At 68.1% G+C, this 14,676-nt stretch carries 17 protein-coding genes; 5 read left to right on the plus strand and 12 right to left on the minus strand.

Annotated elements, in window-relative coordinates; translation table 11 throughout:
* Positions 1–10 precede the first annotated feature (10 nt).
* The 4 genes from ASC37_RS01130 to ASC37_RS01145 form a co-directional block, all read right to left on the minus strand.
* On the minus strand, positions 11–2,014 hold the full coding sequence (locus ASC37_RS01130) for a PhoX family protein (protein WP_055422601.1): 2,004 nt from the start codon (positions 2,012–2,014) through the stop codon (positions 11–13).
* Positions 2,015–2,168: 154 nt separating this feature from the next.
* The gene (locus ASC37_RS01135) at positions 2,169–2,609 is read right to left on the minus strand and encodes a type II toxin-antitoxin system VapC family toxin (protein ID WP_055422602.1); all 441 of its coding nucleotides are present in this window, start codon (positions 2,607–2,609) and stop codon (positions 2,169–2,171) included.
* Positions 2,606–2,854 (minus strand): hypothetical protein, encoded by a 249-nt coding sequence (locus ASC37_RS01140; protein WP_072247883.1) that lies wholly within the window; start codon positions 2,852–2,854, stop codon positions 2,606–2,608. The genes ASC37_RS01135 and ASC37_RS01140 overlap by 4 nt, the downstream gene beginning before the upstream one ends.
* Positions 2,855–2,995: 141 nt before the next feature.
* Complete coding sequence (locus ASC37_RS01145) at positions 2,996–3,745, minus strand: lysophospholipid acyltransferase family protein (protein ID WP_055422604.1); 750 nt, start codon at positions 3,743–3,745, stop codon at positions 2,996–2,998.
* A gap of 231 nt (positions 3,746–3,976) precedes the next feature.
* Here ASC37_RS01145 and ASC37_RS01150 point away from each other — a divergent pair, with 231 nt between their 5' ends.
* Both ASC37_RS01150 and ASC37_RS01155 read left to right on the plus strand, forming a co-directional pair.
* Positions 3,977–4,921: a carbohydrate kinase family protein gene (locus ASC37_RS01150; protein WP_055422605.1), complete on the plus strand. Its 945-nt coding sequence runs from the start codon at positions 3,977–3,979 to the stop codon at positions 4,919–4,921.
* A 35-nt stretch (positions 4,922–4,956) separates the two neighbouring features.
* Positions 4,957–5,397 (plus strand): outer membrane lipoprotein, encoded by a 441-nt coding sequence (locus ASC37_RS01155; protein ID WP_055422606.1) that lies wholly within the window; start codon positions 4,957–4,959, stop codon positions 5,395–5,397.
* Between the two features lie 103 nt (positions 5,398–5,500).
* Here the strand turns inward: ASC37_RS01155 and ASC37_RS01160 are convergent, their stop codons facing one another.
* The 8 genes from ASC37_RS01160 to ASC37_RS01195 form a co-directional block, all read right to left on the minus strand.
* The gene (locus tag ASC37_RS01160) at positions 5,501–6,418 is read right to left on the minus strand and encodes a DUF3426 domain-containing protein (protein ID WP_055422607.1); all 918 of its coding nucleotides are present in this window, start codon (positions 6,416–6,418) and stop codon (positions 5,501–5,503) included.
* The gene (gene prmA / locus ASC37_RS01165; RefSeq protein WP_055422608.1) at positions 6,415–7,323 is read right to left on the minus strand and encodes a 50S ribosomal protein L11 methyltransferase; all 909 of its coding nucleotides are present in this window, start codon (positions 7,321–7,323) and stop codon (positions 6,415–6,417) included. The genes ASC37_RS01160 and prmA overlap by 4 nt, the downstream gene beginning before the upstream one ends.
* On the minus strand, positions 7,320–8,699 hold the full coding sequence (accC, locus tag ASC37_RS01170) for an acetyl-CoA carboxylase biotin carboxylase subunit (protein ID WP_055422609.1): 1,380 nt from the start codon (positions 8,697–8,699) through the stop codon (positions 7,320–7,322). Before accC ends, prmA begins: the two co-directional genes overlap by 4 nt.
* A gap of 16 nt (positions 8,700–8,715) precedes the next feature.
* Positions 8,716–9,183, minus strand: coding sequence for an acetyl-CoA carboxylase biotin carboxyl carrier protein (gene accB / locus ASC37_RS01175; protein WP_055422610.1), 468 nt, complete (start codon positions 9,181–9,183; stop codon positions 8,716–8,718).
* Positions 9,184–9,212: 29 nt separating this feature from the next.
* On the minus strand, positions 9,213–9,698 hold the full coding sequence (gene aroQ / locus ASC37_RS01180; protein ID WP_055422611.1) for a type II 3-dehydroquinate dehydratase: 486 nt from the start codon (positions 9,696–9,698) through the stop codon (positions 9,213–9,215).
* An 88-nt stretch (positions 9,699–9,786) separates the two neighbouring features.
* A complete protein-coding gene (locus ASC37_RS01185) occupies positions 9,787–10,200 on the minus strand; it encodes an outer membrane lipoprotein (protein ID WP_055422612.1) in 414 nt (137 codons plus the stop codon).
* A gap of 92 nt (positions 10,201–10,292) precedes the next feature.
* A complete protein-coding gene (locus ASC37_RS01190; protein WP_055422613.1) occupies positions 10,293–10,874 on the minus strand; it encodes a TlpA family protein disulfide reductase in 582 nt (193 codons plus the stop codon).
* Positions 10,871–11,488, minus strand: coding sequence for a hypothetical protein (locus tag ASC37_RS01195; RefSeq protein WP_055422614.1), 618 nt, complete (start codon positions 11,486–11,488; stop codon positions 10,871–10,873). Before ASC37_RS01195 ends, ASC37_RS01190 begins: the two co-directional genes overlap by 4 nt.
* 74 nt (positions 11,489–11,562) lie before the next feature.
* Between ASC37_RS01195 and mpl the strand changes: the two genes are divergently transcribed.
* The 3 genes from mpl (at position 11,563) to ASC37_RS01210 (ending at position 14,676) form a co-directional block, all read left to right on the plus strand.
* Positions 11,563–12,933, plus strand: coding sequence for a UDP-N-acetylmuramate:L-alanyl-gamma-D-glutamyl-meso-diaminopimelate ligase (mpl, locus tag ASC37_RS01200; protein WP_055422615.1), 1,371 nt, complete (start codon positions 11,563–11,565; stop codon positions 12,931–12,933).
* The gene (locus ASC37_RS01205; RefSeq protein WP_198288958.1) at positions 12,930–13,562 is read left to right on the plus strand and encodes a DNA-3-methyladenine glycosylase family protein; all 633 of its coding nucleotides are present in this window, start codon (positions 12,930–12,932) and stop codon (positions 13,560–13,562) included. The genes mpl and ASC37_RS01205 overlap by 4 nt, the downstream gene beginning before the upstream one ends.
* A 106-nt stretch (positions 13,563–13,668) precedes the next feature.
* Positions 13,669–14,676, plus strand: coding sequence for a hypothetical protein (locus tag ASC37_RS01210; RefSeq protein WP_055422616.1), 1,008 nt, complete (start codon positions 13,669–13,671; stop codon positions 14,674–14,676).

A 14,676-nucleotide genomic window follows, 5' to 3' on the forward strand; every position in this document is an offset into this window, starting at 1 on the left:
TGCCTGGCCCTCAGCGCGCGGCGAAGACGGGCTCGCCGTTGGCGTGCTCGATCACCAGGGTGGCTGCGCGGGGTCGGCCGCCGCCCAGCTCATGGAACTGCGAATGGGGCCATTCGGAGAAGACCGTGGGATGGGCCGCGAGGAAGGTTGCGAGATCCTGCCCTGGCGGGATGCGCGGTGCCCGCGGGTGCCCTTCGGCCTCGCCGGGGTGCTGGACGTTGACGAACATGGTGCGCCCGTCGTTGCTCCAGGTGAGCCCCGTGATCTCGCAGCCCGAAGGCCCGACGAGGAAACGGCGGATGAGGCCGACGTTAGGGTCGGCCACCAGCATCTGGTTGTTGCCCATACCCTGGTAGGCGCCGGTATTGCTGTAGTTGCCGTCGGTGAGGATCCACAGACGGCCGGCGGCGTCGAACCCGAGCCCGTCGGGGGAGTTGAACATGTTCTCCGGCGTGATCGCGGCGGAGCCGGCGCGCGGATCCCCTTTGGGGTAGGCGAGCGGATTGCCTGCGAGCACGAAGAGATCCCAGGCGAATTCGTCGGCGCTCGGGTCGCCACCTGCTTCCTGCCAGCGCAGGATCTGGCCCCAGCGGTTCTCGGCGCGGGGGTTGGCGGCGTCGACTTCCCCGGGTTTGCGCTTGTCGTTGTTGGTGAGCGTGACGTAGACTTCGCCCGAGACGGGGTGGATGGCGACCCACTCGGGGCGGTCCATCCTGGTGGCGCCGACGATGTCGCCGGCGAGCCGTGCGTGGATGAGGACGTCTGCCTGCGTGGGGAGCCGCGCGTCGGCCGCGAGCAGCGGGTTGCGCGCCTTGTCGAGCAGAATCCACTGTCCGCGCAGACGGGTGCCGTCGGCGGCGGGGTCGGCGGTGAAGCGGGCGACGTAGAGATCGCCCGCATCGAGCAGATCGCGGTTGGCGGCAGGGTTGGCAGGATCGTAGCGGCCGTGGCTCACGAAGCGGTAGAGGTACTCGAAGCGCTCGTCGTCGCCCATATAGACCACGACGCGCCCATCCGGGGCGAGCGTGACCGCAGCGTTTTCATGCTTGAAGCGGCCAAGCGCCGTGCGTTTCTTGGGGGTGCTCTGCGGGTCGAAGGGATCGATCTCGACCACCCAGCCGAAGCGGTTGGGTTCGTTCGGTTCGCGGCGCAGGTCGAAACGCTCGATCACCTCGAACCAGCGGTAGCCGCCGTCCTTGCCGATGCCGTAGCGTTGGTGCAGCGGATCGCTGCTGCCGCCGCCGAAGTAGTTGTGGAAGTTTTCCTCGCAGGTGAGATAGGTGCCCCAGGGGGTGAAGCCGTTGGCGCAGTTGTTGAGCGTGCCGCGTACCCGGGTGCCGCTGGGGTCGGCCGAGGTGCGCAGCAGCGCATGTCCGGCGACCGGTCCGGTGAGCTCGATGGGGGTGTCGCCGGTGATGCGGCGGTTGTATCTCGACGGGATCACCGGACGCCAGAGGCTGCGCGCGTCGCGCTGCAGGTGGACGATGGATACGCCATGGGCGTTGATCGCCTTCATCGCCTTTTCGCGCGTCCAGGGCTCGGTGTATTCCTTCCCGAAGAGGTATTCATAGTTGGTGTATTCGTGGTTGAGCGCGAGCAGACCCTGCTCGAACCCATTGGGACCGAAAGGGAAAAAGTGCATGCCGTCGTGATTGTCGCCGATCTGTCGCGCCTGCTCTTCGGCGCTGGACGAGGCGTCGGGGCGCCAGTAGGCAGAGAAATCGATGAGCGGATCGCCCCAGGGCAGGATGGCGCGCACCACGTAGCCGTCCATGACGGTGACGCGATCGTCGCTGTGGGTAGGGATCGAGCGGGGGAAGGCGGCGAGCAAGGACGAGGACGCGGCAACCGGTTCATCGAGCGAGCGGGCGAGCGCCGCCGGCGAGGCGAAAAAGCCCAGGAACGCAGCCCCACCCGCACCTTGGAGCAGCCGGCGGCGGGCCTGGTCGATGACTTCGTCGAAGGTATTGCCGTGTACCTCGCGCGGTGCGGCGTTGTCTTTCATCGCTTTCATGGGGTGCCCCTCTAGGGCGGATCTCGGTGGCGAGAAGTCTAGAGGCGGTTTGTAACAGGCTGATGACAGGGTTGCTCGAGCACGCCTGCTGGACCTACGAAAGGCTCACCGCCGGGGACGTGAGCCGATTACTGGCCTTGTTCGGGGCGAGGGCTCATTGGGACGATCGTATGCGTAACGGGCTCATGCCCAGCAGTGTTGCGGCTTGCGTGAGCCGGGCATCGAAGCAGGCGAAACACAACTCATCGTTGCTGGCTTGCTGCACCGTCCGCGCGGCCGCCAACTGGACGCTGTCGTAGCCGCGTAGCGCAAACGCGTCGGCAAGAGTGCCGGCGAGCTCGACGAGCGGTTGCGTGACTTCGACGATGGCGTAGCTCGACCAATCGTCCCGCAGCCTGGCGCGCACGGTGTCGATGGCGACCGCATCGGCAGGACGCTCACGGAGGCGTCGCGCCAGCGCCGCCATGGCTTCGGCCCAAGCGATGCGCACGACGGCAACCAGCCGGGCCTGAGCAACGGCGGCAAGCATCGCTGCGCTGCCAACTTCCTCGACGTAGAGTTTGACCAGAGCAGAAGTGTCGCAGAAGAGGATCACCCCCGTCCCTCGATCACCCCTTGGCTGACGGGGGTGCCGCCAGAAGACAGCGTAACCGGCACCTTGGGTTGAGGTTTGCCCCCGTTCCACGAGAGCGTTCCTTCGGCCATCAGACGGCGCAATCCCTCATCGTCAATGACTTTGGTATTGACGGCGAGGCGAGGGTGTCCACGCGCCGCATCACGTTGCCGCAGACGCAAGAGGCGCAGCAGGGTGACTTTGATCTCGTGGATGGAACCATGCATGGCGAGCTTTCCAAGGAAGCGCATGGAGCGCATTATGCCCTGAAAGCCTGGGATCGGCGACACGAGGGGGAAGTGCAACGCCGCGTCTGTTCCGTTGCCCCGACTCGCCAAGCACGATCCGGGGGCGGAAGAGGGGGGGGATCACGCGAGGTCTTCTTGCACGCGCTCGCGGATCCAGGCTTCGAGGGCACGGCCGAGCGCCTTGCGGTCGATACCGTGGATGGAAAAGGGCAGGGAAACGTCGATGCGGGCACGCAGCCGCGGTTCGCTCACGATGCGCCATAGCGATTGCATGAGCGTCATCTGGCCGTAGAAGGCCGCGGCGGTGGTGCGTCGGCCGCTCGCGTCATAGTAGCGGATGGCCACGGCCTGAACCGGGGCGCCGGCGTCGATCGCTGGCTGCAGCAGCGCGGCGTGGAAGGGGTGCAGCGACAGGCCGTCGGTGGTGGTTCCCTCCGGAAAGAGGGCCACGCTCTGCCCTTGCCGCAGATGCGATACGAGCTCGCGGGCAAGTGCGGCCGCGTGGCCACGGCTGCCGCGCCGCAGGAAAATGGTTCCGTTGCGCGCCGCGAGCCAACCGATGAGCGGCCAGCGGCGCACTTCCGCCTTGGCGATGAAGGTGGCGTCGGTCTGCGACAGGACGACGAAGACGTCGATCCAGGAGACGTGATTGAGGGCGAGCAAGGCGCCGGCGGCGAATTCGCCGTGCCGCTCCACCTCGATGCCGCACAGGGCGAGGAGGCGTTGCGACCAGCGCCGCCGCAATAGGGCGCGGGTGGCGGCATCGGCGAAAGGAAAGCGCAGGACGATGGTGGCGAGCCCGGTGGCGAGATGCAGAGCGAGGAGGGCGAGGCGCAGCGCCCGGATCGGTCGGGGAACGGGACGGGGCATGGCGATCGGCGGTGCGAGTGGGTGACCGGCGCATGGTAGCGGATAAAGGGACGCCGCGGATGGGCTGCGCCGCGGCTGCGTGGCGGCGTCGTGCGGATTTCCGCCGGCCTCGCTCAGGGGGTGTGCATGAGGCGGTTTTTTTGGCGCCGCTCCCGGGTGGATTTACCGCCTGCATCCTCGTCGCTCCCGTATAATCGCCCTCTACTCGGCAAGGCGCTGAAGGGAGCGGCGATGGCGCGTATCGTGGTGTGCGGGTCGATGGCTTACGACACGATCATGGTGTTCGAGGATCGTTTCCGCGAGCACATTCTGCCGGACAAGATCCACATGCTGAACGTGGCCTTCACCGTACCCAGGCTGCGGCGCGAGTTCGGCGGCTGCGCCGGCAACATCGCCTACGGCTTGAAGCAACTGGGTTCCGAGCCGGTAATCGTCGCCACCGTGGGGGAGGACGCGCAGCCGTATTTCGACCGGCTCGGGGCGCTGGGGATCTCGCGTGAGGGGATCGCCGTGCTGCCGGGGGAATACACGGCGCAGGCCTTCATCACCACCGACCTCGACGACAACCAGATCACCGCCTTTCATCCGGGGGCGATGGCTTCGTCGCATCGCAATCCGGTGGCAGGAAAAATGAACGGGCAGTGGGCAATCGTGGCCCCCGATGGTCTCGAGGGGATGATCGCCCATTGTGCGGCGCTCGCCGAGGCTGGCATTCCTTTTGCCTTCGATCCGGGGCAGGCCCTGCCCCTTTTTTCCGGCAAGCAGTTGTTGCAGTGCCTGGAACCGGCACGGGTCTGCGCCGTCAATGATTACGAGGCGCAGCTCATGGAGGTGCGCACGGGTCTGTCGCTGGTGGCCTTGGCCGCGCGGGTCGAGGCCTTCGTCGTGACACGGGGGGCTTTGGGCGCCTGGGTCTTCGTCGAGGGAGAGCGCTTCGAGGTGCCGCCGGTGCGCCCCGATGCGGTGGTCGATCCGACCGGCTGTGGCGATGCCTTCCGCGCCGGCCTTCTCCATGCAGTCGCCTCGGGCAGCGACTGGATCCGGGCGGTGCGTCTGGGTGCCGTGCTCGGCGCAATCAAGATCGCCTCGCGCGGAGCGCAGAATTACACGCTGCGGCACGAGGACCTCGTGCGGCGCTATCAGGAGACCTATCAGGAGGAATGGCCATGGCAGTGAACGGGGAACGATCAGGGTTTGCGCGGGTAGCCGTGATGTCGTTGATGGGGGTGGCGGCGCTCGTGGCGGCCGGATGCGCCTCGGATCTCGGCGGCGGAACCTATAGCCGGGCGGAAGCGCGCCGGATGATGACCGTGCAGTACGGCGTGGTCGAAGCGGTGCGGCCGGTTCAGCTGGAGGGGACGAAGTCCCCCTTGGGGGCGGGAGCAGGAGCCATCGTCGGCGGGGTGGCGGGCAGCGGCGTCGGTGGCGGTCGCGGCGAGATCGTCGGGGCGACGGTGGGCGCGGTGGCCGGCGGCCTCGCGGGGGCCGCGCTGGAAGAGGCGGCGACGCGCAAGCCGGGTGTGGAGGTGACGGTCCGCCTCGAAAACGGACGGGTGATCGCCGTTGTGCAGGAAGATCAGGGCGAAGGTTTCCGCGTCGGCGAGCGGGTGCGCGTGGTCAACGACGCAGGCACGACGCGGGTGGCGCGCTGATCGCCCGTGAACATCGAACCGCTGCGCGGCTCCATGGTGTCGCGGAGTCCCGTTCTCTTCGCTGCGGCTGCGCGCGCGACGGCTCCTTCAAGTGTGCCGAAGTTCAGGGATAGATCGGCTTGAGTTCATAGCCGACGATGCCGGCTTCGAAAGTTTCCAGGGCGAGGGTGCGTTCCACCCGTTCTCCGGGCGGGAAGTAGGGGCCCGTCGCCCCCCATTCCTGCGGCGGGATGGGGCGGCGCAGGAGCGACCGGCCGATGGCATCGCTCAAAGTCAGTTCCAGCGTGGGCCAGGGTAAGGGGTAGGCGGCGCGGTTGCGCAGCGCAAACGTGAGCGTCCAGCGCCCTGGCGCGGGCTCGCGGATGAGCTCGGAATGCTCCAGCACGAGTTGTTGCAGGTCGACGGGCGGAGAGACGGTGCAGCCCAATTCCTGGCAGACCCGCTCCCAGTAGGAGAAGGTCTGCGGAAAGCGCTGGATCCATTCCTGGCGCCAGAGGTAGGCGACTTGGGCGAGCGCCGCGAGGAGCAGGAGCAGCACGGCGAGGAGTGCGAAGGGGGAGGGCCCTCGGGGTTGCCGCTCGAAGGGGAAGGTCGTGGGCACGAGCGGCGGTTCGCTCAGCAGCGGCTCGTCCGCGAAGCTCGAGCGCTGTACCGCATCTTCCTCGCGGCGTGCTTCGTGTGCGGACGAAGAGGGGGGCGGGGCGTCGGATACGCCTTCGGCCTGTTGGCGATTGCCGCTGGGAATGGCTTCCCAGGCGGGACTGAAGACGGTCGGCTGGTCGAGTTCGGGCAGCGTCGCCGCGTTGGTTTCGGGGGCGGGCGGCGCGGGGGTGTGCAGCAGGCGGTCGAAATCGAGCCGTTGGGCGGGTTCGGCTGCGGCATCGAGGGCATGGCGGGCGGTGTCGAACGGCTCGAGGCAGTGGCCGCAGCGTGCCCAGCCGCGGGAGCGCTCGAGCTTGGCCGGGTCGACGCGGAAGACGGTCTGGCAATGGGGGCAGCGGACGCGGCGCAGGGCGTTCATGCGGGGCGCATCCCTTCGAGGCGGATCCAGCCTTCGTCTTCGGCGCCCTCGGTGAGCGCGATCCACGGGGCGTAGGCGGCCACGACCTCCTCGGCTTGTTCGGCGAGGATGCCGGAGAGGGCGAGTTCCCCTCCGGGACGCACGGCCTGGGCGATGAGAGGGGCGAGCACGCACAGCGGCTTGGTGAGGATGTTGGCCACGACCCGGTCGAAGGTGCCGGGCGGCAGGTCGCGGGCGTGGTGCAGTTCCAGCGCCACGCCGTTGCGCTCGGCGTTGTAGCGGGCCGTCTCGAGCGCCTTGTCGTCGATGTCGACGCCAACCACGCGCGCCGCGCCCAGCTTGGCCGCCGCGATGCCAAGGATGCCGGAGCCGCAGCCGTAGTCGAGCACCGTGTCGCCCGGGCGCACGTGCGCGAGCAGCCAGCGCAGGCACAGGCGGGTGGTGGGGTGCGAGCCGGTGCCGAAGGCGAGTCCCGGATCGAGGGTGAGCGTGATCGCACTGGGATCGGGCGGTTCGTGCCAGGAGGGGACGATCCACAGCCGGCCGTCGATGGGGATGGGGTCGAACTGGCTCTGCGTGAGCCGCACCCAGTCGGCATCGGCGAGCGGTTCCACGGCGGGTTCGGGCACCTGGGCGAGCCCAATGCTGCGCGCGGCGGCCGCGAGGCTCGCGCGCCAGTCGGCTTCGGCCTCGAAGAGCGCGAGCACTACCGAGCGCTCCCACAGCCGCTCCGGGTGCAGCCCGGGTTCGCCGAACTGTGGCCGCTCGGCTGGCGTGCCGGCGTCGGCGTCCTCGATGCCGACCGAGAGCGCTCCATGGGTGAGCAAGGCTTCGGAGAGCCGCTCGGCGAGCTCGGCCGGGGCAGTGAGGCGGACGTTGAGCCAGCGCGGCTCGGCTGCGCTCATCGGCTGCGCTCCGCCGCGGTGCGCCGCGCTTCGAGCCATTGCTCGAGATAGTGGATCGAAACGCCGCCGTCGCGGAAGGGGCCGTCGTTCATCAGCTCGAAGTGCAGCGGGGCGTTGGTGTGGATGCCGTCGATGACGAGCTCCTGCAGCGCGCCGCGCATCTTGGCGATCGCCCCTTCGCGCGTATCGGCGTGCGCGATCAGCTTACCGATGAGCGAATCGTAGTGCGGGGGCACGCGATAGCCGGTATAGACGTGCGAATCGACCCGAACACCGGGGCCGCCAGGCGGATGCCAGTGGGTGATGAGCCCGGGGCTTGGGGTGAATTTGTAGGGGTCCTCGGCGTTGATGCGGCATTCGATGGCGTGACCGCGCAGGACGACGTCCTTTTGCCGGAACCAGAGCTTCTCGCCGGCGGCTACCCGGATCTGCGCCTGCACCAGGTCGATGCCGGTGATCATCTCGGTGACGGGGTGTTCGACCTGGATGCGGGTGTTCATCTCGATGAAGTAGAACTCCCCGTTTTCATAGAGGAATTCGAAGGTGCCGGCACCGCGGTAGCCGATGCGTCGGCAGGCGTCGACGCAGCGCTCGCCGAGCGCGGCGATCTTCTTGCGGTCGATTCCTGGTGCAGGGGCCTCTTCCAGGATTTTCTGGTGGCGGCGCTGCATGGAGCAGTCGCGCTCGCCCAGCCACACGGCGTGGCCGTGTTCGTCGGCGAGTACCTGGATCTCGATGTGGCGCGGGCGTTCGAGGTATTTTTCGAGATAGACGGTAGGGTTGCCGAAGGCCGCCTGGGCCTCGGTGCGCGTCATGGCCACGGCGTTGAGGAGCGCCGCTTCGGTGTGCACCACGCGCATGCCGCGTCCGCCGCCGCCGCCGGCCGCCTTGATGATGACGGGGTAGCCGATACGCCGCGCGAGCGCAAGGATGGTATCGGGGTCTTCCGGGAGCGCTCCGTCGGAGCCGGGTACGCAAGGTACGCCGGCTTCTTTCATCGCCGCCTTGGCGCTCACCTTGTCGCCCATCAGGCGAATGGTCTCGGGCCGCGGACCGATGAAGACGAAGCCGGAAGCCTCGACCCGCTGGGCGAAGTCGGCGTTTTCCGAGAGAAAACCGTAGCCGGGGTGGATCGCCTCGGCGTCGGTGACCTCGGCCGCGGCGATGATGGCCGGGATGTTGAGGTAGCTCTGGGCCGAAGGGGCCGGACCGATGCAGACGGACTCGTCGGCGAGCAGCACGTTCTTCGCTTCGCGGTCGGCCTCGGAGTGCACGGCCACGGTGCGGATGCCCAGTTCGCGGCAGGCGCGCAGGACGCGCAGCGCGATCTCGCCGCGGTTGGCGATCAGCACTTTCTTGAAAGGAGGAGCTTGCATATCGGGGAGAAATCCTTTACGAGATCACGAAGAGGGGCTGGCCGTATTCGACGGGTTCGCCGTTCTCCACCAGGATGGCGGTGACGGTGCCGGCGACGTCGGATTCGATCTCGTTCATGAGTTTCATCGCTTCGATGATGCACAGGCGGTCGCCCGGCTTGACCTTGCTTCCCACTTCGACGAATGGCGCCGCGGTGGGCGAGGGGGCGCGGTAGAAAGTGCCGACCATGGGGGATTTGACGATGTGCCCCGCGGGCAGTGCCGATTCGGCAGAAGGGGCCGGCTCGGTGGGGGCGGCGACGGCCTGCGGGGCCACCGGCACGGGAGAGGCGACGACCGTAGGGCCGGCAGGTGCGGGCATGGTGAAGTTGGTGGGCGGGTGCTTGGCGATGCGCACCTTTTCTTCGCCTTCGGTGATTTCGAGCTCCGCGATGCCCGATTCTTGTACGAGGTCGATGAGTTTCTTGATTTTGCGCAGGTCCATGGAGTTTCCGCGTCGAAGAGGTTGAGAGGTCAGTCGGCGGCGTTCAGTGCACGCAAGGCGTATTCGAGCGCCGCCTCGTAGCCGTAGGCACCCAGGCCGCAGAGGACGCCGACGGCCTGGTCGGAGAGGTAGGAGTGATGCCTGAAGGGCTCTCGGGCATGGATGTTGGAGAGGTGCACTTCGATGAAAGGGATGCTCACCGCCGCGAGGGCGTCGCGCAGCGCCACGCTGGTATGGGTGTAGGCGCCAGGGTTGATGAGGATGAAGTCTACGCCTTCTTCCATCGCCGCCTGGATGCGGTCGACGAGCTCGCCTTCGTGGTTGCTCTGAAAGGATTCGAGGCGGGCACCGGCGGCCTGCGCCCGCGCTTCGAGCCGGGCGTGGATGTCGGAGAGCGTGGTGCGGCCGTAGATTTGAGGCTCGCGCACGCCGAGCAGATTGAGATTGGGGCCGTGAAGGACGAGAATGCGCGGCACCGAGCGTTCGTCGGTGCCGGGGCCGGAAGGATCTTGCATCGTGCCCGCTCCGGGTTTCGTGATCGAAACCCGAAGTTTGCCGCAAATCGCCGACAAAATCTACCGGCGCGCACGCGCAGGATGCGGCTCAGCGCGGCACGACGGTATCGCCGAGGACGCGAACTTTTTGGCCGGCGCGAACGGTGGGGGTCTTGTCGGTACGTACCGAACGGTAGGTTCCATCGTCCATGCGCACGACGATCTCGTATTCCTCGTCGGAACGCAGGCGGCGCTCGATTTCGCGGCCGGCGAGCGCACCGCCGACCACGCCAATGACGGTGGCCGCCGTCTTGCCCGAGCCGGAGCCGATCTGGCTACCCACGAGGCCACCGGCGACACCGCCGCCGATCGCGCCGAGCACGCCCGGTGAGTCGCGTTTGACGACGTGGATCGAATCGACGACACCGCACTCTGGGCACGAGACCGTCCCTTGGGCCTGGGCGAGGCTCACGCCAAAGCACAGGAAGAACAACAGACAAAGATGCCGCAACGAGAGGGACATGGCAGTCTCCAAGGAAAAGGTGTCTTTGTTCATCATAGCACGCGCCCGGGCAAGGCGTTGGATGAGAAGGTGCAACGGGAAATTGCTGGAAATCAGCGGGACGCGGCGTCGTCCGTGAGGGCAGCGTGGATCCAGCCGTCGAGCTTGGCGCGGGTCACGGGTCCGACCTGGGCGGCGACCTGTTCCTCGTGGGGGTCGATCACCAGGGTGAAGGGAAGGACCCGGCGGCGGTTGCCCAGGGGGACGGTGAGATCGAGGAGCGCGGGCGGGGCGAGGAGGACGGGATAGGGCAAGGGGGTGCGTTCGAGATAGCGGCGCACGGCCTCTTTGTCGTCGAGCGCGAGGCCGAGGAATTGTACTTTTTCTTCCGGCCACGCCTGGCTCGCGGCGGCGAGCAGCGGCAGCTCGGCGCGGCAGGGAGGACACCACGTGGCCCAGAAATTGACGATGCGCACGCGCTCGCGCCAGTCGGTGGCGATGCGCCTGGGGGTTCCGTCGGGCTCTTGCAGCTTGGCATAGATGAGGCGGGAGAGCGCCGCATGCGCCGCCGGGTCGCCCTGGGGGCGGGCGAGCCACAAGAGCGCGCCGCCCAGACCCAAGGCAGCGAGGGCGGCGAGCAGCCGCCGGCGTCGTAGGAATGGGGAGGATGCCTCTTCCTGGTCGGCGGAGGTCATCGCGCGGGCTCGGCCGGAGAAAGAGAGGCGGGCGGTTCGAGCAGGGCAAGGACGGCCGGCAGCCGCGCCCGGTGTTCGCTGCGCTTGAGGTTGCGCTCGCTCGACAGGGGCCAGATGCGCAGGCTCACCGGCACGCCGTGCCAGTCGAACTCGAAGACCGTTTCGGGTTCTTTGGCGCCACCGGCGCGCGGCGTGTGGACGTCGAAACGCAGCCAGGGGTGGTTGAGCAGGAAGATCTCGACTTCCTTGGCGCTCTCGGCGTAGAGGTCGATGTCGACGACCGACAGCGGCCCGGCGGTGCCCTCGAGCACGTGGCCCACGAGGTAGGTGCTCCAGGGCTCGAGCCAGCGCATCACTTCGGCCGCAGCGCGGCGCATGCGCCCGAGCCGCTCGGCGTCGTCCTCGTCCTGGTATTCGGCGGCGCGGCGCGCGAGCGCTTCTTCGATCGCTTCGTTGGTGGGCAGCATGGTGCGCGGCGACAACCCGAGCTGCTTGACGGCCTTGCGCTTGGCGAGCGCATAGTCTCGTATGCCTTCGTCGTAGATGAGCCGCGCGGCAAGCTCGGCGATCTCTTCGCGGGCGTCGAGCGACTCGAAGGTGCGGCTGCTGGGCATGGGCGTTCCACGGGTTGTGCAGGATCGTGGGGCATTTTACCATCGGCGTTTTTCCGCTCGAGGGGTAAGAGGCGATGCGCATCCATGTGCTGGGGATCGGTGGCACCTTCATGGGAAGCCTCGCGCTTTTGGCGCGGCAGGCCGGGCACGAGGTCAGCGGCTGTGACGCGAATGTGTATCCGCCCATGTCCGAGCTGCTCGAGGCCGAGAGGATCGATTGGATCGAGGGCTACGGGGCGGAGCAGGCGGATCTGCCGGTCGATGTCTTCGTGGTGGGCAATGCCATCTCGCGCGGCAACCCATTGCTCGAGGAGATCCTCGACCGGGGGCTGCCCTACGTCTCCGGGCCGCAGTGGCTGGCCGAGCACATCCTGCCCGGCCGGTGGACGCTGGCGGTGGCAGGAACGCACGGCAAGACGACCACGAGTTCGATGCTCGCCTGGATTCTCGAGGCGAACGGGCTCGCTCCGGGTTTTCTCATCGGTGGAGTGCCGGGAAATTTCGCGCGTTCGTCGCAACTGGGGGCGGGGCCGTTCTTCGTGATCGAGGCCGACGAGTACGACACGGCCTTCTGCGACAAGCGGGCGAAATTCGTGCACTATCGGCCGCGCACGGCGATTCTCAACAACCTGGAGTTCGACCACGCGGACATCTACCCCGATCTGGCTGCGATCGAGACGCAGTTCCACCATCTGGTGCGCACGATGCCGCGCTCGGGGCGCATCGTGGCGCTCGCCGGCGAAGCGGCACTCGAACGGGTGCTCGCCCGCGGCTGCTGGTCGCAGGTGGAGCGCTTCGGGCTGGTGCCGGGTCCGGATGCGGAATGGACGGTGGCGGTCGCGGAAGACGGCGCTTCGGCCGAGTTTTTCTGCGAGGGGCGCCCGCTGGGCGAGATCGCACTGCCGGTGCCGGGGCGGCACAACGCCCTCGATGCGCTCGCGGCGCTCTCCGCGGCGCGCCACGTCGGGGTGCGTCCGCAGGATGGGCTCGCGGCGCTGGCCGAATTCCGCGGCGTGCGTCGGCGGCTGGAGCGGCGCGGGGTCGTGGCCGGCGTGGCGGTCTATGACGATTTCGCCCATCATCCGACGGCGATCCGCGAGACGATCGCCGCGCTGCGTCCGCGCGTGCCGGGGCGCTTGATCGCGGTCTTCGAGCCGCGTTCGAACACGATGAAACTGGGCGTGATGCGCGCCGCCTTGCCCGAGGCGCTCGCCGGAGCGGATCGGGTGCATTGCTACGCCAGGGGTCTGAGCTGGGATGCGCGCGAGGCGCTGGCCCCGCTCGGGGTGCGGGCGACGGTGGGCGAGGAGATCGAGGCGTTCGTGGCCGGAATCGTCGCGCAGGCGCGCCCGGGCGATGCGATCCTCGTGATGAGCAACGGCAGTTTCGAGGGCATCCACGAGCGGCTGCTCACGGCGCTCGCCGCACGCGAGGGAGGATCATGAGCGAAGGGGGGATGGCTCCCGAGTGGTGGGAAGAAGCCTGTGCGGCGCTGGGGGCGCGCGACGCCTTGCTCGCGACGCTGATCGCGCGGTCAAGGCCGCCCGCCGTGGCGCCCTCCGGCGATGCATTCGCCACGCTCGCCCGGGCGATCGTCGGGCAGCAGCTGTCGGTGCAGGCGGCGCGCCGGGTGTGGGAGCGGCTCGAAGGAGGACTCGGGGCGATCTCACCGCAGACCGTGCTCCAGGCGGGGGCGGCGCGCCTGCGCGAGGCGGGCCTGTCCGGCGCCAAGGCGTCCTGGCTCGTCGATCTGGCGGAGCATTTCATCGCCGGGCGGCTCGATCCCCGGCGCTGGCGGGAGATGGGCGACGAGGAGATCCTGCGCACGCTGCTCGCCGTGCGTGGCATCGGTCGCTGGACGGCGGAGATGTTCCTCATCTTCCATCTGTGGCGGCCGGACGTGTGGCCGATCGACGACCTGGGTCTGCGCCGGGCGCTCGTGCGCCATGCGGGGCTGCCGCAGAAGGCGCCGCGGCGGGTGTGGCTCGAAGCCGGCGAGCGCTGGCGCCCGTGGCGCACGGCGGCGACGTGGTATCTCTGGCGCAGCCTGGAGGCGGAGATCGTGGTGTACTGAGCGGGTCCGCGGCAGGGGGCTTGAACTGGCACACAACCCTTTATGGCCTCAAGTTTTTTTGGCATTTGCCGTAAACACACCCAAGACGTTCCGGGGGAGAGGGGCCATGAAGATCGTGGATTCACGGGTGGCGATGGAATCGCAGTCTGCGTCGTGGCAACGGCAAGAGGCGTCGCTACGCCTGACGGGGCGGAAGGAGGGGGCGAGCGGAAGCAGGGATGAGGCCGCCGCGCGGCTGCAGGAGGCGGGGCGGCAGATGCAGACTTCCGCCGCGATTCCGACCGAGCCGGTGCAGGAGGAGGGGGATTTGTCCCCGTCTTTACAGGTGTTGAAACGCCTGCTCGAGTGGGCTCTGGGGCGTTCGATCGATCTGGTCGAAGTCCGTCAGATCGAGACGCCATCGGCGGAAGTGCCGGCGGCCGCTCGCGTGCCCGAAGATTCCGCCAGTAGTTCAGCCAGCAGCGGCACCGGCTTGGGCGGGACGCTGACGGTGCGTACCCTGACGGTGGAGCAGCTCTCCTTCTCGGCGAGTGGCCGCGTGCAGACGGCCGACGGGCGCAGCATCGAGTTTTCTCTGGGCTTGGCGCTCACGCGCGCCACCGCCACCGAGGTGCGGGCGGCGTTCGGTGCGGAGGCGCAAGATCCGCTGGTGCTCGATTTCGCCGACACGGAGGCGGAATTGCGCGACTTCGGCTTTCGCTTCGATCTGCACGGCGACGGCTCGGAGGTGAATCTGCCGCTGCCGACGAGCGGCAAGGGGTTCCTCGTGTTCGATCGCGATGGCAATGGCCGCGTCGATGACGGACGGGAGCTCTTCGGTCCGAGCACCGGCGACGGCTTCGGCGAACTCGCTGCGCTCGATACCGACGGCAACGGCTGGATCGACGAGAGCGACCCGGCGTGGTCGCAGCTCTACGTCTGGCATCCGTATCGTCGCGATGCCTTGATCGCGCTGCCCGAGGCGGACGTCGGCGCGATCGGCCTGGCGCGGGCGGCGACGCCGCTGACGGTGACCGACGGCAGCCAGGCTCTGGGGATGCTGCGCAGCACGGGAATCTATCTGCGCGAGTCGGGCAGCGTCGGCACCGTCTCGCACCTCGACGTGAAAGCCTGA

Source organism: Tepidiphilus thermophilus (assembly GCF_001418245.1).
GTDB lineage: Bacteria > Pseudomonadota > Gammaproteobacteria > Burkholderiales > Rhodocyclaceae > Tepidiphilus > Tepidiphilus succinatimandens.